The sequence below is a fragment of the Streptomyces sp. CRN 30 genome (assembly GCF_034105845.1).
In genome coordinates, this window is the sequence record NZ_JAVRHI010000492.1 from 13,281 (window position 1) to 37,772 (window position 24,492).

Sequence of the window (24,492 nt, forward strand, 5' to 3'; positions counted from 1 at the left end):
AGGGAGCGGGGGCGGGGGCGGGAGCGGGGACGGCCTGGTGGCTCGTGGGGTGCTCGGCCAGGTGGCTCACGGGGTGCTCGGCCAGGTGCGTGCGCCGCGCGTGGTCAGGGAGGGGTCCAGTCGGCGCAGGACGGTGGCGACCACCTCGCGGCGGCGCGGGGTGAGGTAGAAGTGGTCGCCGGGGAAGACCCGTACCTCGGTGCGGGCGGTGGTGAGGCCGGCCCAGCCGCCGGCCCGGTCACCCGCGCGCGCCGTGCCGAGTTCGGGGTCCGCGTCGCCGGTCAGCACATGGACCGGGCAGGTCAGCGGGGGTCCCGGGGCGGGCCGGTGGGTCTCGACGACGCGGTAGTCGTGGCGTACGGCCGTCAGGACCAGGGCGCGCAGCCCGGGGTCGTCGAGGATCTCGCGGCCGGTGCCGCCGAGCCGGCTGAGTTCCGCGTCCAGCACGGCGTCGCTCTGGCGGTGCAGGTCTCCGGTCACCGCCGTGCCGGGGGCGGCCCGGCCCGAGGCGAAGAGGCGGCGCGGGCCCGGTGCCCCGCGGCGGGCGAGCTCGCGGGCCAGCTCCCAGGCGACGGCGGAGCCCATGCTGTGTCCGAAGAGAACGTACGGCCGGTCGAGCAGCGGCGTCACGGCGTCCGCGACCGCGTCCACCAGCTCACCCATGCCGGTGATCTCCGAGTCCTCCAGGCGGTCCTCGCGGCACGGGTACTGGACGGCGAGGAGTTCCACCTCGGGGGGCAGCAGCGCCGCCCAGGGCCGGTAGAAGGTGGCGCTGCCGCCCGCGTGGGGCAGGCAGACCAGGGTGTACCGGGCGGCGGGCCCGACGCTCCACCGTCTGATCCACCGGCTGTCCGGCGGGGAGGGGGCGGTCACCAGGTCACCATCAGCTCTTCGAGGCCGAAGGTGGCCGAGTCGTCCTTGAAGGCGACCTCGTCCCGGTCCCCGGCGAGGCGGAGCGTGGGGACGCGGCGGATCAGCGTCCCGAGGGCGACCTCCAGCTCCAGCCGCGCCAGGTGCTGCCCGACGCACTGGTGCACGCCGTACCCGAAGGCGACGTGGTGGTTGTCGGTGCGGTGGAAGTCGACCCGCCCGGGGTCGTCGAACCGCTCGGGGTCGTGGTTGGCCCCGGCGAGGAGCCCGATGACCCCGTCGTCGGCGGGGACGGTACGGCCGGACAGTTCGATGTCCTCGGCCGCCACCCGCAGCGGGATGGAGTCGGCGACGGACAGCACGCGCAGCAGCTCGTCCACGGCGGCGGGCATCAGCGAGGGATCGGCGCGCAGTTCCGCCGCCAGCTCGGGCCTCTCCAGGAGGAGCAGCGTGCTCAGGGCGATCATGCTGGTGGTGGTCTCCCGGCCGGCGTTGATCGTGATGCCGAGGGTGGAGAGCAGCTGGTCCGTCGTCACGTCGCCGGTGACCAGGTGGTCGGTGACGAGCCGGGAGATGAGGTCGTCGCGGGGGTCCTCGCGCCGCCGGTCGACCACTTCGGCGAGGAGCCCGAAGAGACCGCCGAGCGCCCCGGAGACCTCCTCGGCGGTGCTGTGCCGGGAGCCGGAGATCCGGGTGACGTCCCGGAAGTACTCCAGGTTCTGCCGGGGGATGCCGAGCAGTTCGCAGATCACCGAGGTGGAGACGGCGTTGGCGTAGGCGGCGACGAGGTCGGCCGGGCCGCCCGCGGCGAGCATGGCGTCGAGGATCTCGTCCACGCGGGCCTGCACGGCGGGCCGCATCGCGCGGACCCGGCGCACCGTGAACACCGGCAGGAGCATGCGCCGGTACTTGGTGTGTTCGGGGGCGTCGGTGCGGATGAACGGCCGGAAGCGGGCCCCGGCCTCCTGCTCGCCCTCCCCCAGGGCGGGGAAGCCCGGCCGGCGGATGTCGGCGCTGACGCGCGGGTCCGCGAGGAGTTCACGGACGTCGTCGTAGCGGCTCACCACCCAGGCTTCCTTGCCGGTCGGCAGGGTGACGCGGGCGACCGGGTCCTCGGCGCGCAGCGCGCCGTACTCCTCGGGCGCGGCGAAGGGACAGCCGCGGCGGATCGGGAAGTCGCGCGGGGCGGACGGGTCGGTGCTCATCGATGGTCCTCGTCGGTGGTGGTCGGGGGTGCGGGGCGGGTGAGTACGGCCAGCGGCGGTGCGCCGGGACGGGTGGGCAGGGGGCGGGCGGTCAGGCCGGACTCGGCGACCACGTCCGCCAGGCCGAACGGCGTCCAGCGGTAGGTGTCGTGGATCTCGCGCACGGGCTCGGTGGCGTCGGCGGCCGGGTAGACGCGCCAGGTGGAGCGCAGGCGCAGCGCGCCGTCCCCGGTGTCGTCGGCGTCGTCGGCGTCGTCGGCGTCGTCGGGTACTGCGCCGAACGACCACTCGTAGCGCTGCCGTCCGGCGGTGGCGGTGGCGAGGCGGGTCTCCGGGAGGGTCAACGCCGCCTCGACCTGCATGAGTTCGACGACCACGGGGGCGCCGGGGGCCAGCCGCCGGTTCAGCCGCCGCCACAGCCGCCTCCGGGCGGCGGCGTCGAGGTGGCCGAGGACACCGCAGAGCAGGACGGCGCCGATCCGGTCGGGGAGGTCCAGGTCGGGCGCGGCGTCCGCGGTGACCGTGACCCGGGACCGCAGGTCCGGGTCGCTGAAGACCCGGCTGGTCAGTACGGCGCGCATGCCGACCGCCGGTTCGCAGGCGAGGATCTCCGCGTCGGGCCGGGCCCGCGCCACGGCCTCGACGAGCAGTCCGGTGCCGGCGCCGATGTCGACCACCGGCCCGGCGCTCAGATCGGCGTCGGCGAGCAGTTCGGCGATCGCCGGAGCGCTCGCGGTCGCGGTGTGCCCGGCGGCGACGAGGTCGAAGAACTCCGCGGAGGGACTGTACGGGGCGGGGTCCCGCGGACGGTCCGGCTCGCGGGAGGGGGCGACCGTACCGGCGGCCTCCGGCGGGCGTTCGTGTGCCGGGAACAGGTCGCTCACCGCCAGCGGCGACGGCGTGCCCGGTCGTACGAGCTCCGGTGGGCCGAGCCGTGCCGCGAGGTCGGTCCAGACGCGGCACACCGCCAGGTCGTACTGGCCGGCGCGCAGGGCGTCGCCGCCTCCGCGCGCCGCCTCCCGCAGTCCGTCGAGGGCGTGGCCGACGGCCTGCGGCCACAGGTCGGAGAAGACCGTGCGGAACGTGCCCGTATTGCCGACGACGGACGTCGTGGCGGCCCCTAGACGGCCGGTGCCCGGCCCGTCCAGGACGAAGCGCCGGTCGGCGTCGCGTCCGATGTGCAGCCGTGGACTCCACAGGACCGGGCCGTGGGTGTCGGCCAGGGTGAGGACTCCTCCTTCCGTGCCGACGGAGACCCGGTGCCAGTGCAGGGCGTGGTTGTCCCGGTCGGCGGGGTCGAGTTGGTGGTGCACCCGAAGGGTGAGGGGCGTGCCCGCGAACACGCCGTGCAGGGACCGCAGCGGCTGCGGCCCGGGTCCGTCGGGCAGCGGCGCCGGGTCCGCGAACCGCCACGGCCGCAGGCTGCCCAGGGCCTGTCCGAGGATGTCCACCAGCGGGTGCATGAGGTGGACCGGCGTGGCGGCGTCCACGAAGAGCGGCCGCTGCCGGGCCACGAGCCGCCGGGCCGCGTCGATGAACGCGCGCACCGGAGCGACGTGCGGGTAGTGGGTGTTCAGCCGGTACCGCACACCTCGGCGGCGGGCGTGCCTGAGGTTGTCCGTCAGCTCGGTCAGGTGGACGGGGTGTTCCTGCAGTACGTGGATGCCCCGGTCCATGAGGGCCCTGGCCAGCTCCGAGCCCTGACCGCCGGAGATCGACGAACTCACCGCCACGCACGCCGCGTCGACGCCGTCGGGCAGGTCGCCCGGGTCGGTGAAGTGCGGGACGCCGAGCCGCCCGGCGTAGGCCCGGGACGCTGCCGAACCCCGGCTGAGGATGCCGGCCAGTTCGTATCCGGGACGCCGGTGCACCGCCTCGGCGTAGAAGCGGCCGAAGTTGGTACCGCAGACGAGGACGCGGAAGGGGGCCGGGCCGGTCACAGCACACCCTCTTCCACCTGGTCCGCGACGGTCGCCGCGCCGGTGAGCCGCAGCTCGGCGGCGCCCGTGTCGCGCAGGTGGCGCACCACGGCGCCGGGGTCCAGGACGTCGCAGGCGAAGTGCACACCGGGCGGGACCTCGGACCGCAGTACGGCGTCCACCGCCAGCGCGCCCACGGCCGCGGTGAGCCGGTAGCTGCTGGCCGCGCGCAGGGTGAGTCCCGACGTGGCGGGCCGGCCGGACGCGGTGCCGGAAAGGGCGAAATCCATGACGTAGTACGGCGTGCGGCCGGCGAGGTCGAGGCCGGCGGCGAGGATCAGCCGCTCGGCCAGCTCCGCCGGGTCCTCACCGGCGGCGAGGCTGCCCGGCAGGAGAGTGAGGAGCGCGCGGACGCGGGGACCGGGGTGGACGTTGTACCAGTCGAGCCGGTCAAGGCCGAGGGCCCCGGCGAGGCGTTCGCTCTCGCCGCTGAGGTAGGGCTGCACGGCCACCCGGCCGGGGAAGCCGTCGACCGCGGTGTCCTCGTCGGCGCGCAGGGCGCGCGGGACGCGCCGGCCGTCACGGACGGCGGCGAGGGCCTCGCCGTAGGCGGCGCCGGACGCCCCGCCGGAGGTGAGGGAGAGCATCAGGTCGCGGGCGACCGTCGGGGAGCAGCTCTCCAGTCCGCCGCAGTGCGCCGTCAGCGCCGAGGCGCCGTCGAGTCCTTGTCCGGCGAGCCAGCGGGGCAGCAGGCTGGACAGGCCGGGCAGGGCGCCCGCCGACAGGACGACGGTGCGGCCGTCGTGGGCGGGGTCGCCGGCCGCGAGGAGGTCCTCGGCGGCCGGGTCGTCACCGGCGACGTCGACGCAGTGCGCGCCGGCGGCGAGCGCGGCCGAGGCGACGGTGGCGCGGAGCCGGTAGGTGGGGCCGGCGCAGTTGAGGACCGTGTGGCAGCCGTCAGTGAAGGCGCGCAGGCCGTCCGGGTCGGTGGCGTCCGCCCGTACGGTCCCCGCGTGGCCGGCGGGGTCCTCGTCGGCCACCGCGCGCAGGGCGGCGGTGGTGCGTCCGCCGAGGCGGAGCCGGGTGTGCCCGAGGGCGCGGAGTTCGCGTACGGCGGCCCGGCCGACCGCTCCGGAGGCGCCGAGGACGCCGATCAGGGGCCTGGTCATCGGGTGATCGCCCCCTGGGTCAGCTCCGCGAGGGTCTTGAGGATGCCGGGGGCGTGTTCGACGGAGAGGCAGCTGTAGTGGTCGCCGCCGATGTCGACGATGTCCAGGTCGCCCAGGGTGAGGTCGGCCCAGTAGGCGGTGACGGCGTCCTTGCTGCCGGGGAAGGGGTAGGCGCCGTCGTGCCGCAGGAAGGTGATGTCTCCGGCGTACGGCTCGGCGGTGTAGCGGGTGATGGCGAAGACGCTCTGCCGGAAGGCGCGGAAGAGGCGGGTCATGTGGTCGGGGGCGTAGGTCCCGGCGGAGGCGGGGACCGCCTCGCACATGCGGGCGATGCGGGTGGTGCGGGGGACGTCGGCGAGGGTGCGGAAGCGGCCCGCGACGTCCTCGAACTCCTCGTCCAGCGCGGCGAGTCCGCCGTCGGGGAGGATTCCGGGGCTGCCCGAGAGGACGGCGTCGGCCGCGGCGGCCACCCGGTACTGGTCGGCCGGGAAGCCGAGGCCGGCGGGGTCGATGCCCATCATGACGGCGAAGGAGTACTCGGCGAGCAGTTCGTCGTCCAGGCGGAAGCGGGGGCTGTGGCTGCTGATGACGGTGAGGCTCTCGACCTCCGCGCCGGACTCGGCGAGGTTGCGGGCCACCTCGGTGGCGATGAGGCCGCCCAGGCAGTAGCCGACGACGTGGAAGCGGGTGCGGCCGTCCGCCGTCAGGGCCCGCGCGTAGTCGGCCGCGAGCTGCTCGATGAGTCCGTCCGGCGGGGCGGCGAGGAATCGGTCGAGGTCCGGGACCTCGACGCCCACCACCTCGGCGAGGCCGGGCGAGCGCCGCCTGATCTCGGTGATCAGCGCCCGGTACGGCATGATCGTGGCGGTTCCGGCGTGCACGAGGACGGTCGTGGGCTCGTCGGGCGAGCGGGTGCCGTGCAGGTGGATCACCGGGTCCGTGCGGACGGGTTCTCCCGCCGTGGGGTCCTCGGCGCCGGTCAGGTCGCGCAGGAACGCGGCGAGGCCCGCGACCGTGGGGCGGCGCAGCATGTGGCGCAGGACGACCTCCCACTCCAGGTCGGCGGCTCGGGGGACGCGTTCGCGGAGCCGGCCCACCATGCGGGCGACCAGCAGCGAGTCGCCGCCGAGGTCGAAGAAGTCGTCGTCGCGGGTGACGCCGGGCACCGCGAGGAGTTCGGCCCACAGGCCGGCGAGGCTCCTCTCCAGCTCGTCCCTGGGCTGTTCGTCGGCGACGGCCGGTGCGCTCTCCCGGGGCAGCCAGGACGTGAGGAGCGCGCGGTCGGTCTTGCCGTTGGCGGTGCGCGGCAGGGCGTCGACGACCTGCCAGACCGAGGGGAGCATGTACTCCGGGAGCCGGGTGGCCGCCGTGCGGGCCAGCTCCCCCGTCGGGACGTGGTGCCGGTCGCCCTTCAGGGTGGCGAGGAACACCTCCTGACCGGTGCGGGCGAGGGGGTCCCCGGCCGCGGGCAGCGAGATGACGTCGGACGCGCCGTGTCCGGTGAGGAGTTCGCGCCACTGCGGGTGGGTGAGGAAGGACTGCCCGGTGTGCTCGCGCACGTCGGTCCAGGGACCGCCGGCGACCTCCAGGAACTCCATGGAGACCAGCAGCGGGAGGTTCTCGTCGCGGGTGTTCTCGACGAAGACGAGCTGTCCGCCGGGGACGAGCAGTTCCCGCAGCCGGCCCACGGCCGCGTCGGCGTCGGCCGCGGCGTGCAGGGTGTTGGCGCACACCACGACGTCGAAGGTGTTGGGGAGCAGGTGCTGGGCGCGCGGGTCCTCGTTCACGTCGAAGCGCCCGTAGCGGACCCAGGTGTGGTCGGCGAACCGCTCGCGGGCCTCGCCCAGGAAGAAGGCCGAGGCATCCGTGAACAGGTAGTCGACGCCGTACTCGGCGAGGACGGGCACCAGTTCGCCGGTGGTGCCGCCGACACCGCCGCCGACCTCCAGGACGCGCAGCCGCTCCTCGCCGGTGTGGGCCTGGGCCAGCTCGCGCAGCGCGGCGACCACCGCGTGGTTGAGGTGGCGGATGGCGAGGTTGTCCCGGTACGCGGCGTCGGCGGCGTCGGTGGCCGCGCCGGGGAAGAGCAGGTCGCGGATGCCGATGTCGCCGGCGACCAGTTCGGGCAGCCGCTCGGCGCAGGTGCGCGTCACGGCCAGCAGTTCGGAGCTCCAGCCGATCTCGCCCTCCAGGTCGGCGGCGAGCCGTCGGCGGCGCTCCAGTTCGGCCGCGGGGACGGGCACGGGAGCGGCGTAGGTGTCGTCGGTGTCCCGGTGGACGAGGAGGCCGCGGGCGGCCAGGGCGCGCAGCCAGCGGCGCACGATGTGCCGGTGGCGGGGGGTGGCCCGCAGCGCCGTGCCCACCTCCCGTTCCGTGCGGGCGGCGCCGTCCGCGAAGACGCCGCTGTCGGTGAGGACCCGGGTCATCTCGCCGAGCGCCACGTCGTCGAGGGCGGTCAGGAACGCGTCCAGCCGGTCGCCGTCGACGCCCGCGGACGCGTTCCGCACGGCGTCGGCGGCGGCGGCGCGCGCCCGCGCGGGGCCGGTCGCGGCCGCGCTGTGCGCGGGCGGCACTCCCTCGTCGTCCCGCCGTGCCGTCTCCACGAACGCCGCGAGCCGCCGGCCTCCCGCCGCCGAGTCGTCGACGACGACCGCGCCCGCCGCGACCGCCGGGTGGGCCTGTACGGCGGCCTCCACCTCGGCGAGTTCGACGCGGTAGCCGCGGATCTTGATCTGGGCGTCCTCACGGCCGAGGAACTCGATGGTGCCGTCGGGCAGGTACCGGCCGAGGTCCCCGGTGCGGTAGAGCCGCCCCCCGCCGGCCGGGTCGGTGAGGAACCGCTCCGCCGTGCGCGCCTCGTCGCCGAGGTAGCCGAGGGCGACACCGGCCCCGCCGATGTACAGCTCCCCCGGCACCCATTCGGGCCGTGGCCGCTGCCGCCGGTCGAGGACGGCGAAGGTCTGGTTGGTCAGGGGGGTGCCGTACGGGATGCTGGGGCGGGTGGTGTCGACCTCGCCGACCGGGTGGGCGATGGACCAGATGGAGCCCTCGGTGGCGCCGCCGAGCGAGACGACCTCCAGACCGGGCAGCAGCGCGCGGGCCTGGTCGGGCAGGGCGACCGGTATCCAGTCGCCGGATATGAGCGCGAGGCGCAACGGGCTGTCGCCGGCGGGGGGTTCGGAACCGAGCCAGTCGCAGAGCATGTGCAGCTGGCCGGGGACGGAGTTCCACACCGTGACGCCGAGGTCGCGGACGAGTTCCGCCCAGTGGGAGGGGTCGCCGCGCCGGTCGGCGGCGGGCAGCACGAGGGTGGCGCCGACGGCGAGGGGGCCGAAGAGGTCGTAGACGGAGAGGTCGAAGCCGAGGCCCGCGATGCCGAGGACACGGTCGTGCTCGGTGACCGTGTGGCGGCGGTTGATGTCCTGGACGGTGTTGAGGGCGCCGCGGTGGCTGATCATCACGCCCTTGGGGGTGCCGGTGGAGCCCGAGGTGTAGATGACGTAGGCGAGGTCGTCGGGGTCGCGCCGGGGGACGGCGGCGGTGGGCCTCCCTTCGGGGACGAGGTCGACGGCGACGGCCGACACCGACGCCGGGAGGTCGTCGGCCTCGGCGAGCCAGGACTGCGTGAGGACCGTGCGGACGCCCGCGTCGGCGAGGATCGTGTCCCGGCGGGCCGGCGGCTGGGCCGTGTCGACGGGCAGGTACGCGCCGCCCGCGACGAGCGTGCCGAGGACGGCGGCGACCTGCTCCCAGCCCTTGTCCGCCCAGACGGCCACGGGCTCCCCGGGCCGCAGCCCGGCCGCGGTGAGCCGCTCGGCGACGCCGTGCGCGCGGGCGACGAGCTGCCGGTAGGTGAGCGCCGTGCCGGGTGTCCGGACGGCGATGGCGTCCGGCGTGGTCACGGCCCGCGCGAGGACGGGTTCGTGCAGCAGGGCGTCCGGCAGCGGTCCGGCGGTCGCGTTGACCGCGTCCCGGCGGGCCCGCTGCTCCTCGGGGAGCGGGATCTCGGCCGGTGCGTCCCAGGCGGCGTCGCCGGGCGCGCCGTCGGCGGCGAGGAGCCGTACGAGGGCCGTCCAGGCGTCGAACATGGCCTCGGCCACCCCGTGGGCGAGGGCGCCCTCCCGGATGTCCCAGGACAGGTTCAGCGCGTCGCCCCGGTGCATGACCTGGCAGTCGAGCCACACCTGCGGGGTCCGGGTCACGGCGTACGTCACCTCGGGCGGTATCCCGGCGGTGGTGCCGCCCCCGCCGAGGGCGCTGGTGAAGACGACCGGCATGAGGACCGGGGCGCCGGCCCGGCGGGAGAGTTCGGCGAGCACCTCGGAGCCGGTGAACAGCGGGTGGGCGAGGTCTTCGAGGAGTCGCTCGCCGACGGCCCTGGTGCGCTCGGCGAAGCCGGCCGGGGCGGTGAGGTCGACGGCGAGCAGTTCCAGGGAGGTGAAGTCGCCGACGAGGCGGCCGGTGTCCGGGTGCGGGCCGGGCCGGTCGACGGTGGGGATGTTGAGGGTGAAGCGGTCGGTCCGCGACCAGCGGCCGACCGTCTCGGCGTACGCGGTGAGCAGGGCCGTGGACACGGTGAGGCCGCGCCGCGCGGCCCGCTCGGCGAACCGGTCCAGGTCGGTGGCGGGCAGCAGCGTCTCCAGCCGCCGGAAGGACACGGTGTCGCCGGGTGCGGGCGCGCCCGTCACGGCCGTCTCCCACGGTTCGGCGAGGGGCAGTTCGGGGGCGGACGGCAGGGTGTCGAGCCGGTCGGTCCAGTAGGCGCGGTCCCGGGCGTGGCCGTCGGTGCCGGCGCGGGCGCGGCGGGCGAGGACGTGGTCGCGGAAGGTGACGGCCGGCGGCTCGGGGAGGGCGGCGCCGTCGTAGCGCTGCTGGAACTCGGCGAGCAGGATGCGCAGGCCGGCGTGGTCGACGACGAGCATGTCGAAGGAGAGGTGGAGCACGGCCCGCCGGGCGGTCCGGCTGACGTGGACGTCGAAGAGCGGCCAGCGGTCGGTGGGCGCCTGCCGTGCGGAGAGCCGGGCTCGGGTCCGCTCCACCTCTGTGTCGGCGTCGGCGGCCGGGAGCGCGGTGAGGTCGTCGGCGGGGACGGCGAGCGGCGGCACGTCGGCGAGGACCCGCTGGTGGCCGTCGGGGTGGACGACGGCGCGGAGCATGTCGTGCCGCCGGACCAGTTCCCGCCACACGGCGGTGACGCGGTCCGCGTCCAGTTCGGGGTAGTCCAGCTCGACATAGGCGTGGCAGCCGACACCGCCGTAGGCGTAGGCGTCGGTGCGGCCGACGAGGTAGGCGGCCTGGAGGTCGGTGAGCGGGAACGGGTCGTGGCGGGCGGCCGGGTCGGCGCGCGGTACGGGTTCCCCGGCCGTCAGGTGCCGCAGGATGGCGTCCTTGTGGGTGCGCAGTTCGGCCCGGTGGGTGTCGGTGAGCCGGCCCTGGGGGGCGCGGAAGCGCAGGTTCCCGTCCTGGACCCAGAGTTTCACGCCGTCGTCGGCGTAGCGGGCCAGCAGTTCAGCGATGTTCACAGCTCTCCGGTCTCGTAGTCGGTCGCGTCGGCCGCGAGCGTTCGGGTGAGGTCCGCGGCGAGCGCGGCGATGGTCGGGGTGGCGAAGAAGCGGCGGACGGGCACGGCGGCTCCGAATCGGCGCTCGACCGCCGTGAGCAAGCGCAGCGCGGAGAGGCTGTCGCCGCCGGCGGTGAAGAAGTTGGCGTGGCGGTCCGTCGCGGGTGCGGTCAGGGCATCCCGCCAGAGCGCGGCGACGGCCTCCTCGGTGGCGCCGCGCGGCGGTTCGGCACCGGTGGCGGCCGGTCCGGGGCCGGCCAGGGCGGCCAGCGCGCCGCGGTCCACCTTGCCGTTCGCGGTGAGCGGCAGGGCGGCCAGCGTCCGGACACGGGACGGAACGGCATACCCGGGAACCGCCTCCGCGACCAGCCCGAGAAGCTCTTCGGCCAGCGACGCGCGGTGGTCACCGGACACCGATGCGCGGTGATCGCCGGGCGGCGACACGCGGTGGTCGTCGGGTGGCGACACGCGGCCGTCGCCGGGCGGCGACACGCGGCCGTCATCGGGTGTCGACGCGCGGTGGTCGTCGGGTGTCGACGCGCGGCCGTCGCCGGACACCGACACACGGCCACCGCCGGACGCCGACGCGCGGTCGGCGTCGGGTCGTACGGCGGCGAATGCCACCAGGCGTTTCGCCGTGCGCTCGCCCACCGCCACCACCGCGGCCCGGGTGACGGCGGGGTGGCTCTCCAGCGCGGCCTCGATCTCGCCGGCCTCGACGCGGTGGCCGGCGATCTTCAGCTGGCTGTCGAGGCGGCCGAGGAATTCGAGGAGTCCGTCGGCCCGGAACCGGCCCAGGTCGCCCGTCCGGTACCAGCGTTCCCCGTCCCGTACGACGAACTTCTCGGCGGTGCGGACGGGATCGGCGAGGTAGCCGCGGGCCAGGCCCGCGCCGCCGATCCACAGTTCGCCGGGGGTCCAGTCGGGGCAGTCCCGTCCGTCCGCGTCGACCACCCGGTAGCGCTGCCCGGTCAGGGGGCGGCCGTAGGGGACGGACGTCCAGCGGGGGTCCACCTCGGTGACGGTGAGGGTGTTGGACCAGATCGCGGCCTCCGTCGCGCCGCCCATGGCGACGAAGGCGCAGCGCCGCGCGGTGCGGTCGGCGAGGCGGGCGGGCAGGTCGAGGCCGATCCAGTCGCCGGAGACCAGCGCGGTGCGCAGCCCCCGCGTGCCACGGCCGGGTCCGTCCGCGTCGAGCAGCAGGTCCAGGAGGGCGGGGACGGTGTTCCAGACCGTCACGCCGTACCGGTCGAGCAGCTCGGGCCAGCGGGCGGGCTCCCGGCGCTGGTCCTCGGTGGGTATCAGCAGCGAACCGCCCGCGGAGAGCGGCCCGAAGACGTCGTACACGGAGAGGTCGAAGTCGAGGGCCGACAGGGCGAAGACACGGTCCTCGGGGCCGATGCCGTGCCGGGCGTTGATGTCCGCGACCGTGTTCCAGGCGGCGGCGTGCGTGATCTCGACGCCCTTGGGCTCGCCGGTGGACCCGGAGGTGAAGACGGCGTAGGCGAGCGCGTCGGGGAGGGTCCGGTACGGCGCCCGCAGCGGTGCCGTTCGCTGGGTGTCCGGGAAGGACAGGGTCCGGGGCCCCGGGCCGGGCCAGTCGCCCAGGACGATCCGGAACCCGGCGGTGGCGCGGACCCGTTCCAGGCGGGCGGCGGGCTGTTCCGGGCCGAGCGGGACGTACGCGGCGCCGGCCGCGAGGACGCCGAGGACCGCGGCGATCTGCTCCGGGCCCTTGGGCAGGGTGACGGCGACCAGGTCGCCCGGCCGTACGCCCGCGTCGACGAGCGTGGCGGCGGTGCGCAGCGCCCGTTCCGCGAGGGTGCCGTGGGTGGTCTCCTCCCCCGCCGTGGTGACCAGGGCGGTGCGCTCGGGGTGGTCGGCCGCGCGGGTGAAGAAGGTCTCGTGCAGGAGGCGGGGCGCGACCGGGTCCAGGGCGGACGCGCGGGCGGCGGCGGCCCGTCGCGCGTACTGGGCGGCGGGCACCGGGTCGGGCAGCGGTGCCTCCCAGTCGGCGGTGACGAGGTGCCGCAGCAGCCGCGCGTGGGCGTCGAACATCGCGTCCAGCACGCCCTCGGCGAAGAGTTCCTCCACCGCGTCCCAGGTGACGACCAGCGCGCCGGACTCCTCGGTGACCTGATTGTCCAGCGTGACCTGCGGGGACTGGGAGATGCCCCAGACCTTCCCGGGGAAGCCGGTGCCCGGTACGGCGAGCGTCGCGTCGCCGACTCCGACGGCGCTGGTGAACACCACGGGCGCGGCGGCGTCCACGGTGCCGGTGCGCCGGCCGAACTCCCGCAGCAGCCAGTCGATCGGCACGTCGGCGTGGTCGAGGTCCTCGGCCTGCCGGCGTTGGAGCGCGGCGGCGGCCGTGAGCCAGGACGCGCCGTCGCGCCGGTGGCCCGCGAGGGACAGGGAGGTGAAGTCGCCGAGGACGCGGTGGATGTGGGGGTGTACGTCACGCCGGTTGAAGAGGGTGAGCGTGACGGTCACGGCGTCGGTGCCGCTCCACACCGCCAGGATCTCCGCGTACAGCGCCAGGAGGACGGTGGACGGGGTGAGGCCGTGCCGGGCCGCGGTCCGCTTGACGGCTGCCCACTCCTCGGCGGGCAGCGTGAGCCGGCGCCGGGTGAAGACGGGGGTGTCGAGGGTGGCCGGGTCCCGGTCGTAGGGCAGGGCGGGCGGGGGCGGCAGTTCCGCCAGCCGGGTCCGCCAGTGGGCGCGGGCGCGCTCGGCCGAGGCGGGGTCGGCGGGACGGCGGGTCAGGTAGTCGCGGAACGACACGTCGACGGGCGGGAGTCCGTGCTCCGGGTCGGCGTAGAGGGTGCTGAGTTCGGCGTAGAGGGTGGTGAGGGAGAGGGCGTCGAGGACGAGGTAGTCCAGGCCGATGCCGACGCGGGTCCGGGCGGTGCCGCCGTCCTGGTAGCGCACGGCCTCGACGGCGAACAGCGGCCACCGAGCGGGGTCGCGGAGCTGGTGGGAGAGACGGTCGCGGAGCGCGGCGAGCGCCTCGTCGGTGCCGGTGGCGCGGGCGTCCGTCACCTCCACGCGCACCGGCGGCACGTCGGGCAGGACGCGCTGGTGCCCGTCCTCGACGACGGCGCGGAGCATGCCGTGCCGCCGGACCAGGGTGTTCCAGGCGCGCTCCAGCCGGCCGAGGTCGACGTCCGTGCCGTCGAACTCCGTGTAGTGCCAGGTGCCGACGGAACCGAGGGTGAACCGGGGGTCGCGGCCCGCGTGGTAGGCGGCCTGTACGTCCGTCAGCGGGAACGGTTCGTACGCGTGCTCCGGGTCCGGGACCAGGACGTGCGGCGGGGGTCCGCCGGCCGCCGGCGCGGGGCTCAGCGTCGCGCAGAACTGCCGGAGCACGGGGCGGGCGAAGAGGTCGGCGACCCGGGCGCCGGGAAATCCCGCGCCGCGCAGCCGGCCGATCACTCGGGTCGCGACGAGGGAGTCGCCGCCCGCCAGGAAGAAGCCGCTCTCGCGGCCGACCTCGCTCACGCCGAGCAGTTCGGCCCAGACGGCGGCGACGGCGGTCTCCACCGGACCGGCCGGCGGGGACAGCCGGGGCGCGTCCCGGCCCGCGGAGTCGGTGAGGGCCCGGCGGACCGCCGCCCGGTCGTGCTTGCCGTTGGCGGTCAGCGGCAGGGCGTCCAGGACCAGGATCCGCTCGGGAACCATGTAGGCGGGCAGCCGCTCCGCCGCACGGTCGCGGACGGCACCGGGCACGGGGGCCTCGCCGGGGGCCTCGCCGGGTGCCTCACCGCGGGCGGAGACGGCCGCGGCGAGGTGGCGTACGGGGGTGTCGAGGACGACGGCGATCGCGTGCCGCACGGCGGGGTCGTCCTCCAGGGCGGACTCGATCTCGCCGAGTTCGACGCGGTGGCCGCCGATCTTCACCTGGTGGTCGGCTCGGCCGAGGAACTCCAGTACCCCGTCGGGCCGGTAGCGGGCGAGGTCGCCGCTGCGGTACCAGCGCTCGCCGTCGTGGTCGACGAAGCGCTCCGCCGTGCGCTCCGGGTCCCCCCGGTACCCGGTCGCCACGCCGGGGCCGCCGATCCACAGTTCGCCGGGGACGAGGTCGGGGCGGTCCCGGCCCCGGTCGTCCACCACCCGGGCCCGCATGTTGCGCAGCGGCACCCCGTACGGCACGGACCGCCAGGCCGGGTCGGTCTCCTCGACCTCGAAGACCGTGGAGTGGACCGCCGCCTCCGTCATGCCGCCGAGCGCCACGAAGCGGCAGCCGGGAACGAGGGAGCGGAGCCGGGCGGGCTGGTCGAGCCCGACCCAGTCGCCGCCGAGCAGCACCATGCGCAGGGAGGTGCCGAGGCCGCCGGTGTCCTCGCCCGCGGCCATCAGCAGGTCGAGCAGGGCGGGCACGCACTGCACCAGCGTCACCCCGTGCGCGCGGACCAGCTCCGCCCAGTGGTGGGCGTCGCGGCGGTGCTCCTGGTCCACGGTCACCACCCGGCCGCCCAGGGACAGGGGGGTGAAGATGTCCCAGGCGGCGAGGTCGAAGTCGAGTGCGGACAGCGCGAGGGTGCGGTCGTCGGCGGTGAGCCCGAGCTGTTCCGCCATCGCCTCCACGGTGTTGACGACCGCCCGGTGCGGCACCTCGACGCCCTTGGGCCGGCCGGTGGAGCCGGAGGTGAAGAGCACGTACGCGGGCCGTTCCGGGTCCGGTTCGGCCACGGGCGCGGGCCGGGCGTCCGCCGCGTCCTCGACGAGGAGCACCGGTACGGAGGTGACGTCCGCGCAGAGCGGCGCGTGCGCCCGGTCGGTGAGTACGGCGCGGGCGCCGGCGACGGAGTGGATGCGGCGCCGGCGGACTTCGGGCTGTTCCACGCCGACGGGGGCGTAGGCGGCGCCCGCGGCGAGGATGCCGAGGACCGCGGTGATCTGGCCGGCGCCCTTGGGCAGGGTCAGCGCGACGGTGTCGCCCTCCCGGACGCCGTGGTCGCGCAGGTGCGCGGCGATACGGCGGGCGGCGTCGGCGAGTCGACCGTAGGTGACGGTGGCCGCCGTGTCGGTGGTCGTCCGGACGATTGCCGTGCGGTCCGGTTCGGTCTCCGCCAGCCGGAAGAAACGGGAGTGGAGAGCGCGGTCCGGGACGGGGACGGGCGGCAGGGCCGCGACCGCGCGCCGTGCGAGGACGCCGGGCGGCAGCAGGCCGTCCACCGGTCGGGCCCAGGCGCCGGGGTCGGTGACGAGGCGGGTGACGAGCCGGCGGTAGGCGTCGAACGCCGCGTCGGGCACGCCGGGCTCGAACACCCCGTCGCGCACGTCCCAGTTGAGGAGGAGACCGCCGTCGGCTTCGGTGACCTGCGCGTCGAGGTACACCTGCGGGCCCTGCGAGATGATCCAGGAGGGTCGGCCGAAGGACTTCTGGACGTCCTGCTCGAAGATCTCGCCGAGCCCGATCGCGCTGGTGTAGACGACGGGGGCGAGGACCGGGGAGCCCTCGGCGCGGGCGAGGTCGCGCAGCACCTCGACGCCGCCGTACGCGCCGTGGGAGATGCCCTCCCGCAGCCGGTCCTGGAGACGGCGGGCCTGCCGGGAGAACGGCAGGGCCGTGCCGAGGTCCGCGTCGAGCAGCACCGAGCTGCTGAAGTCACCGACCAGCCCGGCGACTTCGGGGACGAACAGCTCCCGGTCGAACAGCGGCAGGTTGAGCAGGAACCGGCGGCTGTCGCTCCACGCGGCGACGGTCTCGGCGAAGGCGGTGGCGAGCGCGGCGGCGGGGGTGAGGCCGTGGCGCCGGGCGGTGTCGACCAGCGCCGCCCTGTCGTCGGGGCCGAGCCAGTGGTGCAGGCGCCGGGAGTGGGTGAGCGCGGTGTCGTGCGCGGCGACCGGGGTGAGCGGGTCGACGGTGGTGGGGAGGCGGGGAGCGCGCGGCAGTTCGTGCAGCCGCTCCCGCCACCAGGCGGCGTCCCGCTCGCGTTCCGCCCGGCGCCGGGTCCCGTGCTCGGCGAGGTAGCGGCGGTAGTCGAGGGGGAGGTCGCGGGGCGGGTCGTCGGGACACGCGTAGAAGTGCCGGAGGTCGGCGAGCAGGACGCGCAGGCTCAGCGCGTCACCGGCCATCATGTCCAGGTCGATCTGGAGCCGGGTCCCGCCGTCCGGGAGCAGGCAGAGCGCCGCGCGGAACACCTCGCCCGCGGTGAGGTCGGTGCGGGCGTGGGTGTTGCGCTCGCGCAGCGCGTCGAGTGCGGACGCGGCGTCCTCGGGCGTACGCGCGCGCAGGTCGTGGACGGTCAGCGACGCGCCGGGGCCGTGGTCGCCGTAGCGCTGGCGGCCCTCGTCGTCGAAGACGGCCCGCAGCATGCCGTGCCGCCGGACCAGGGCGCGCAGCGCGGTGCCGAGGCGGGCCGGGTCGACGTCGTGGCCGTCGAGTTCGACGTAGAAGTGCGCGGCGACGCCGCCGAGCGGCTGCCCGTCCTGCCGTCCGATCCAGTAGGCGTGCTGCATGGTCGCGAGCGGGAAGGTGCCGTCGTCCTCCGGTACGGGGGCGGCCGGTGGCGCGGCGGGGGCGGCGTCGCGCGGCGTGCCGCCGAGCAGCGCGGCCCAGGCGTTCACCGTCGGTACGTGGGTGAGGTCCTGGAAGGTGACCGCGCGGCCCTCGCGGCGCCAGGCGCCGACCAGGGACATCAACAGCAGTGAGTCGAGACCGAGTTCGAAGAGGTCGCGGTCGTCGTCCAGCTCGTGCGGCGCCACGTCCAGCGCGCGGGCCACCGCCTCGCGCACCGTTCGGGCCATGTCGACGGCTGTTTCATCGCTCACTGCTGTGGACCTTCCGGTCGGGAGAGGAGGGAGAGAGAGGAGGGAGGGGAGGGGAGAACGCCAAGATAGAAATGATTATCATTTCTATCATTCACATCGTAGTCACACGACGCGGCCCGGCGCCAGAGCCCGCGGCCCCGTCCCCGTGACGTCGTCGAGAAGAGGCGGAACTCCATGACCGAGACCCGACCCACCTGGCCCGAGGCCGAGTCGGCGCGCTACCGCGCCGCCGGGCACTGGCAGGGCGTGACGTTCGGCGCCCGGCTGCGGGCGGCGGGCGCCGAACGTGGCGGGCGCGTCGCCCTGGTCGACGGCGACCGCCGGTGGACCTACGCCGAACTGGACGCCGAGGCCGACCGCGTCGCCACCGGACTGCGCGGGCTCGGCATCGGACGCGGCGACCGCGTGGTGCTCCAGCTGCCGAACCGCGCCGAGTTCCTGCTCGTCTGGTTCGGGCTCCAGCGCCTGGGCGCGGTGCCGGTGCACGCGATGCCCGGCCACCGGCGCCGGGAGATCGGCCACCTGGTGCGGCTGGCCGGCGCCGTGGCCTGCGTGGTGCCCGACCGGCACGCCGGGTTCGACCACCGGGAGCTGATGAACGGCGTACGGGCGGAGCTCGGGCCGGACGGTCCGCTGCGGCACGTCGTCGTGGTGGGCGACACCGGGCCGTACGACGGCTTCGTGCCCTTCGGGACACTGCGGGCGACAGCACCGTCCGCGCCCCTCACGGACCCGGCGGACCCCGGGGACATCGCCCTCCTGCTGCTGTCCGGCGGCACCACGGGGCTGCCCAAGCTGATCCCGCGCACCCACGACGACTACGCCTACAACGCCCGTGCCTGCGCCGAGGTCTGCGCGCTCGACGACCGCACCGTCTACCTGGCCGTGCTGCCCCTCGGCTTCAACTTCGCCTTCGCCTGCCCCGGCGTGCTGGGGACGCTCATGGCCGGCGGGACCGTCGTCGTCGCGCCCGACCCCAGCCCGCAGACGGCCTTCGCCCTCGTCGAGCGGGAGCGGGTGACCCTCACCTCGCTCACCCCGCCGCTCGTCCCGCACTGGACGGACGAGGCCGCCACCGGTTCCTGGGACCTCGGCAGCCTCGCGGTGGTGCAGGTCGGCGGGGCGCGGTTGCCGCAGGAGCGGGCCCGTACGCTCGGACCGGCGCTCGGCGCCACCGTGCAGCAGGTGTTCGGCATGGCCGAGGGGCTCGTCAACCTCACGCGGCTCGACGATCCCGAGGAACTCGTCCGCGGTACGCAGGGCCGGCCCGCCTCGCCGGACGACGAGGTGCTCGTGGTGGACGCGGCGGGCAGGCCGGTACCGGACGGCACGGAGGGCGAGCTGCTCACCCGGGGCCCTTACACGCTGCGCGGCTACTACCGCGCCGAGGAGCACAACCGTACGGCCTTCACCCCGGACGGCCACTACCGCTCCGGTGACGTGGTGCGGCGGCTGCCGACCGGACACCTCGTGGTGGTGGGGCGCATCAAGGACCAGATCAACCGGGGCGGGGAGAAGATCCCGGCCGTCGAGGTGGAGGAGCAGTTGCTGACGCATCCGGCCGTCACCGCGGCGGCCCTCGTCGGGGTCGCGGACGAGCGGTGGGGTGAGCGGTCGGTCGCCTTCGTGGTCTGCGCGGGGACGGCTCCCGGCACCCGGGAGATCGCCGCCCATCTGCGGGAGCGGGGGCTCGCCGGCTACAAGACGCCGGACGAGGTCGTGCAGGTCCCCGAACTGCCGCTCACCGCGGTCGGCAAGGTGGACAAGGCGGCGTTGAGGAGGCTGCCGCGGGAGTGAGACGGGTGGCCGGGGCGGGTGCGCGGTGGCGGGCCGGCGCGGTCGGCCCGCTGCCGGGCCCGCCTCCTTCGTCCTCTTCAGCGCGGCTCGGGCTCGGGGGGCACGGGGGGCACGGTGGGCACGGTGGGCACGGGGTGGTCGGCGCGGGCGGCCAGCAGGCGGCGGGTGGTCGGGTGCGCCGGATCGGCCAGCACCCGGGCCACCGGGCCGGCTTCGGCCACACGCCCCTCGTCCAGGACGACGACCCGGTCCGCGTACCGGGCGGCGGCTGCCAGGTCGTGCGTGACCAGGACGACGGTCAGTCCCAGCGTCCCGCGCAGCGAGTCCAGCAGGTCCAGGACCGCGTCGGCCGTCTCCGGGTCGAGGGCCGAGGTGACCTCGTCGCAGACCAGGAGACTCGGCCGGGCGGCGAGCGTCCTGGCCAGCGCGACACGTTGCCGCTCGCCGCCGGACAACTCCCCCGGCCGGCGCGGCAGCAGTACCGGCTCCAGCCCTACGAGGGCGAGCAGCTCCGCCGCCTCGCGCGCCGCGTCCTCGGCACTCCGGCGTCCCACTCCACTGAGGGCGCGTACGAGGGCGGTGCGGACGGATTCCCGCGGGTTGAGCGCACCGCGCGCGTCCTGCGCGACGAGTTGCACCGGAGCGCCGGTCGTCTCGCGCCCGGCGGCGGGTCCCCGCCACTCGACGGTGCCGTGCGCGGGCCGGTGGAGTCCCGCGAGACACCGGGCCAGAGTGGTCTTCCCGGACCCCGAGGGACCGACGACCGCGGTGCACGAGCCGGGCGGGACGGCGAGGGAGACGTCCCGGAGAACGGGGAGACGCCGACCGTGCACGGCGTGCACTCCCCGTACGAACAGGCCACCGTCGGCGGGCACACCTTCCCCGACGGGCACCCCCTTCCCGACAGGCACCCCCTTCCCGGCAAGCGCCGCTTCCCCGGCAAGCACCGCTTCGTTCTTCTGGCGCGGGGCGACGGGAGCGCTCGCCGGGGCCGCCCGTCGAAGTGGGCCCGTCGCCCTCAACCGGCCCGTGTCCAGCCGGATCACGTCGTCCGCGACGGCCGCGACCCACTCCGGGTCGTGGCCGACCAGCACCGCCGAACGGCCCCCGTCCGCCAGGATCTCTCCCAGCAGCCGCCGCATGTCGGCGGCCAGCACCGTGTCCAGGCTGCTCGTCGGCTCGTCCAGGACCAGGAGGGCGGGCGCTCCCGCCAACGCGAGGGCGAGGGCCACGCGTTGGGCCTGACCGCCCGAGAGCCCACCCGGCAGCCGGCGCCGGAACGCCCGGTCGGCCGGAAGCCGCACGGACAGCAGCAACTCCTCCACCCGGGCCCGGACATCGGCCGACCGTCCGACGAAGGCGGAAGGGGACCGCAGCCGCACGGCCTCCGCGATCTGCGAGCCGATCCGCAGCGCCGGGTTGAGCGCGGAGGCCGGGTCCTGTCCCAGGTACGACACCACGCGCCCCCGCAGCCGACGGGCGCCCGCGCGGTCGAACGGGTCGAGGCCGGCCACCCGGACGGTGCCGCCCCGGACCTCCAGTCCCGGGCGGACGTGTCCCAGCAGGGCGTGCGCCAGGCTGCTCTTGCCCGCACCCGACCTGCCCACGACGCCCAGTACGCGTCCGCGCGGCAGCGACAGGCCGATGTCCCGCAGGACGGGCGGCCCGCCGGCCACGGGTCCGACCGTCAGCCCGGTGACCTCGGCGACCGTCAGCCCGGTGACCTCGGCGACCGGACCGGCCGGGGAGGGACGGCCGGTCCGACCGGTCCTCATACGGTCCCCCGTCCCACCAGGTCCGCCAGTCTCGCGGCCAGCAGGCCGACGCAGACCGACAGCAGGACGAGCGGCACGGCCGGGGCGAGGAACGGCACGGCCGCGAGGGTCGCTCCGGGCGCGTTCTCGCTCACCATGCGGCCCCAGTCGGGCGAGGCACCGCCCGCGCCGAGGCCGAGGAAGCCCGCCGTGGCCGTGAGGTGCAGGGACGCGACCAGCCGCAGCGCGGTGTCGGCGAGGGCCGGTCCGGCGATGTTGGGCAGCACGTCGTACCGGAACACCGCCCGCCGGGTGTCTCCCCTGGCTCGCGCCGCCTCGACGTAGCCGCTGGTCAGGACGGTGTCCGCGGCGGCCCGCAGGACCCGGGCGGAGAAGGGGGCGGTGGCCAGGGCCACGGCCGCGACGACGGCCGCGCCGCTGCCGGGGAACCCGGCGGCCAGCACGAGGCCGATCAGGAGCGCCGGAAGCACGGCCAGGGCGTCGACGCAGCGCACGGCCAGGTCGCCCAGCCGGCGGGAGACCATGGGCGCGAGGACACCGACGGCCGTCCCGACCGCGCCGGCGGCCGCGGTCCCGGCGAGCGCGGTGAGCACGACGGTCCGCCCCCCGCCCAGCACCCGGCTCGCCACGTCCCTGCCCAGCACGTCGGTGCCGAGGAGGAAGTGGCCGTCCGGCCGCTGGAAGGGCGCCGCCAGCCGCGCGGTGGGACTGTACGGCGCGGCGAGCGGACCCAGCAGGGCGAGCAGGACGAGGAGGAGCGTGGCCGCGCCGAGGAGCAGCGGCGGCCTAGGGCGGCGCGGCGCGCGCGGGCCGGGCGGGCGGTCGCGCCGCCGCGGGGTCGCCACGGTGGTCATCGGGCGTTCCTCCCGGTGGTGTCGAGCAGGCGCGCGCAGACGTCGCCCAGCAGCAGGACCGCGAGCATCACCGCGACGAGGGCGGTGGCGATGCCCTGCACCATCGGTACGTCCCGTGCGGCGACGGCGAGCCGCAGCTCCCGTCCGATGCCCGGGTAGTCGTAGACGTTCTCCACCACCACGGCGGAGCCGACCAGGGCCCCGGTGGTGAGGGTGAGTGCCTGTACGGCGGGGCCGGCGGCGTTGGGGAGGACGTGCCGCAGCGCGAGCCGTGCCCCGCGCACCCCGTTCAGCCGGGCCGCCTCGCAGTACGGGGTGGCCGCCGTGTCCGCGACGGAGACCCGCAGCAGCCGGGTGGCGACCGCGAGACCGACCGCGCTGAGCGTGAGGACGGGCAGGACCAGGGCGCGCGGCACGTCCAGCGGGGTGCCGCCCAGGGGGATGACGGAGACCCGCGGGAGGAGGTCGAGACCCACCGCCAGTACGGCGGTGAGCAGCGCGGCGACGACGAACTCCGGTACGGCGGCGAGGATGTGCGCGCCGGTCGAGACCAGGCGGTCGGCGGCGCCGCCGCGCAGCCCGGTCCACAGGCCGAGGAGGGTGGCGAGGGGTGCGGTGACCGCGAGCGTCAGCCCCGCGAGCAGCAAACTGTCGGGGAGGCGGGTGGCGAGGACCTCGCTCACCGGGCGCTCGCCGACGAAGCCCCGGCCCAGGTCTCCTCGCAGCGCGTCGGCCGCCCAGGAGGCGTACCGCTCGGCGGCGGACCGGTCCAGCCCCAGCTCGTGCCGTACGTCGGCGCGTTGTTCCGTGGTGGCGTCCGTGCCGGCGACCGCGCTGACGGCGTCGCCGGGGAGGACGGCCGTGGCCGCGAAGACCGCGGCGGACAGGACGGCGAGCAGGACGGCCGCCCCGGCGAGGCGGCGGCCGGCGAACGCGAGCAGGTTCACGCCAGGGACGCCCGGGAGAAGCCGGGGAACTGCTCGAAGAGGTCGTCGCGTATCCCGCGGACCCCGGCCGCCTGGGCGTTCAGGTTCGGCTTGAAGACCGGGAGCACCTGGTTGCCGTCGTCCCAGCGGGTGCGCTGCGCCCGGGTGCCCAGCTTCGCCGCCTCGGTCCGGTCGGCGGTGGCGCGGGCCTTCGCGACGAGGGCGTCGGTCGCCGTCTCGTCCCAGCCGAACGCCGACACCGCGCCGCCCGCCGTGTTCATCTGGTACGTCGAGAGCGCCGGGACGGGCATCTGGTAGGCGCCGGCCAGCGGCAGCGCCGCGTAGGCGGGGTAGTCGGCGTAGAGCTGTCCGGCGGGCAGTTCCCGCACGGAGGCCCGGACGCCGACCGCCTTCAGGTCCTCGGCGAAGAGGGCTGCCGTCTCCGTCATGCCGGGTGTCTCGGGGCCGGTCGTCAGCCGGATCTCCATTCCGTCGGCGCCCGCCGCCTTGAGCAGCCTGCGGGCCTCCTCGGGGTCGTGGGCGCGCTGGGGCAGGCTGTCGGCGTAGTCGGGGAAGCCCAGGGACGGCAGGTCGTTGCCGATCTCGGCGTTGCCGTAGAACACCGTGTCGACCATGGCCTGTCGGTCGACGGCGAGTTTGAACGCCTTGCGCACCCGGGGGTCGTCGAACGGCGCGGTGGCCATGTTCAGCTGGAAGGAGAGCCCGACGAGGTAGGGGCTCTCGGTCGGGACGAGCCGGGTCGCGCCGCCGTCGCCGAGGGTGCGCGCGGTGACGGGTGAGAGGTCGTGGGCGAAGTCGACGTCTCTGCCGGTGAGGGCGCCGGCGCGGGCGGTGGAGTCGGCGATCGACCGCAGTTCGAGGCCGTCCAGGTGGGGCACGTGCCCGTAGTGGTCGTCGTAGCGTTCGAACGCGGAGCCCTGTCCGGCGGTGAACTCCGTCAGCCGGAACGGGCCGCAGCTGGGCATCGCCTCGTGGAAGCGCTCGGTGCCGTCCTTGACGACGAGGAAGTTGCCCTGACAGAGGATCATGCGGCCGTCGGCGATGGGTTTCAGGGTGGGCAGAACGACCTTGAGGTCACCGTCGGCCTCGGCGCGGGCGAGGTCGAAGTTGGCGGCGGCGAGCCGGTAGACGGGCAGGGTGCTCTTGGCGGCGAGGACGCCGAGCGAGTGCAGGATGTCGGCGGAGGTCAGCGCGGAGCCGTCGGTGAAGCGGACGCCGGGGCGCACGTGCAGGGTGTAGGACGACAGGTCGTCGGCGATGTCGATGCCCTTGAGCACGCCGTACCGCACGCCGTCGGCGCCGTCCGGGTCGAGGTTGCCGAGGGTGCCGTGCCAGGCGCGGGCCCGCACCAGGTCCAGCGCGGAGGGGCCGTTGAAGAAGTCGAGCGTCTCCGAGGCGCCGCCGCCGACGAACGCGGCGCGCAGGGTGCCGCCCGAGCGGGGCGAGGCGCCCGGCGCGGAGTCACGGCCGGTCCCGGGGTCGTCGGTGGAGCACGCCGCCAGCAGCCCGGGTCCCACCGCCAGGGCCGCGGCTCCCGCCGCGCCGCGGCGCAGGAAGGTACGGCGATCGAACTGTCTGGACATGCTTCTCCTTGACGTCATGCTGAACTGACCGGCGGG

The 24,492-nt window shown here is 75.7% G+C and carries 11 protein-coding genes; 1 reads left to right on the forward strand and 10 read right to left on the reverse strand.

Annotated elements, in window-relative coordinates; translation table 11 throughout:
* Nucleotides 1-66: 66 nt before the first annotated feature.
* Genes UW392_RS56160 through UW392_RS56185 form a run of 6 tightly spaced genes read right to left on the reverse strand, consistent with a single transcriptional unit; the run spans nucleotide 67 to nucleotide 17,476 of the window.
* Entirely contained in the window at nucleotides 67-873 is an 807-nt protein-coding gene (locus UW392_RS56160; protein ID WP_320783227.1) for a thioesterase II family protein, read from the reverse strand.
* The gene (locus UW392_RS56165) at nucleotides 870-2,075 is read right to left on the reverse strand and encodes a cytochrome P450 (protein ID WP_320783228.1); all 1,206 of its coding nucleotides are present in this window, start codon (nucleotides 2,073-2,075) and stop codon (nucleotides 870-872) included. The genes UW392_RS56160 and UW392_RS56165 overlap by 4 nt, the downstream gene beginning before the upstream one ends.
* The gene (locus tag UW392_RS56170; protein WP_320783229.1) at nucleotides 2,072-4,015 is read right to left on the reverse strand and encodes a Gfo/Idh/MocA family oxidoreductase; all 1,944 of its coding nucleotides are present in this window, start codon (nucleotides 4,013-4,015) and stop codon (nucleotides 2,072-2,074) included. Before UW392_RS56170 ends, UW392_RS56165 begins: the two co-directional genes overlap by 4 nt.
* Complete coding sequence (locus UW392_RS56175; RefSeq protein ID WP_320783230.1) at nucleotides 4,012-5,163, reverse strand: saccharopine dehydrogenase NADP-binding domain-containing protein; 1,152 nt, start codon at nucleotides 5,161-5,163, stop codon at nucleotides 4,012-4,014. The genes UW392_RS56170 and UW392_RS56175 overlap by 4 nt, the downstream gene beginning before the upstream one ends.
* The gene (locus UW392_RS56180) at nucleotides 5,160-10,685 is read right to left on the reverse strand and encodes a non-ribosomal peptide synthetase (protein ID WP_320783231.1); all 5,526 of its coding nucleotides are present in this window, start codon (nucleotides 10,683-10,685) and stop codon (nucleotides 5,160-5,162) included. Before UW392_RS56180 ends, UW392_RS56175 begins: the two co-directional genes overlap by 4 nt.
* Nucleotides 10,682-17,476 carry a non-ribosomal peptide synthetase gene (locus UW392_RS56185; protein ID WP_320783251.1) on the reverse strand — a complete coding sequence of 2,265 codons (6,795 nt, stop codon included), beginning with the start codon at nucleotides 17,474-17,476 and terminating at the stop codon, nucleotides 10,682-10,684. The genes UW392_RS56180 and UW392_RS56185 overlap by 4 nt, the downstream gene beginning before the upstream one ends.
* A 198-nt stretch (nucleotides 17,477-17,674) precedes the next feature.
* Here UW392_RS56185 and UW392_RS56190 point away from each other — a divergent pair, with 198 nt between their 5' ends.
* Nucleotides 17,675-19,297 (forward strand): (2,3-dihydroxybenzoyl)adenylate synthase, encoded by a 1,623-nt coding sequence (locus UW392_RS56190; RefSeq protein WP_320783232.1) that lies wholly within the window; start codon nucleotides 17,675-17,677, stop codon nucleotides 19,295-19,297.
* A gap of 77 nt (nucleotides 19,298-19,374) precedes the next feature.
* Here the strand turns inward: UW392_RS56190 and UW392_RS56195 are convergent, their stop codons facing one another.
* The 4 genes from UW392_RS56195 to UW392_RS56210 are packed head-to-tail and all read right to left on the reverse strand — an operon-like array spanning nucleotide 19,375 to nucleotide 24,456.
* Nucleotides 19,375-21,072 carry an ABC transporter ATP-binding protein gene (locus tag UW392_RS56195; RefSeq protein WP_320783233.1) on the reverse strand — a complete coding sequence of 566 codons (1,698 nt, stop codon included), beginning with the start codon at nucleotides 21,070-21,072 and terminating at the stop codon, nucleotides 19,375-19,377.
* A complete protein-coding gene (locus tag UW392_RS56200; RefSeq protein ID WP_320783234.1) occupies nucleotides 21,069-21,926 on the reverse strand; it encodes an ABC transporter permease subunit in 858 nt (285 codons plus the stop codon). Before UW392_RS56200 ends, UW392_RS56195 begins: the two co-directional genes overlap by 4 nt.
* Complete coding sequence (locus UW392_RS56205) at nucleotides 21,923-22,873, reverse strand: ABC transporter permease (protein WP_320783235.1); 951 nt, start codon at nucleotides 22,871-22,873, stop codon at nucleotides 21,923-21,925. Before UW392_RS56205 ends, UW392_RS56200 begins: the two co-directional genes overlap by 4 nt.
* A complete protein-coding gene (locus tag UW392_RS56210) occupies nucleotides 22,870-24,456 on the reverse strand; it encodes an ABC transporter substrate-binding protein (protein WP_320783236.1) in 1,587 nt (528 codons plus the stop codon). The genes UW392_RS56205 and UW392_RS56210 overlap by 4 nt, the downstream gene beginning before the upstream one ends.
* Nucleotides 24,457-24,492 lie beyond the last annotated feature (36 nt).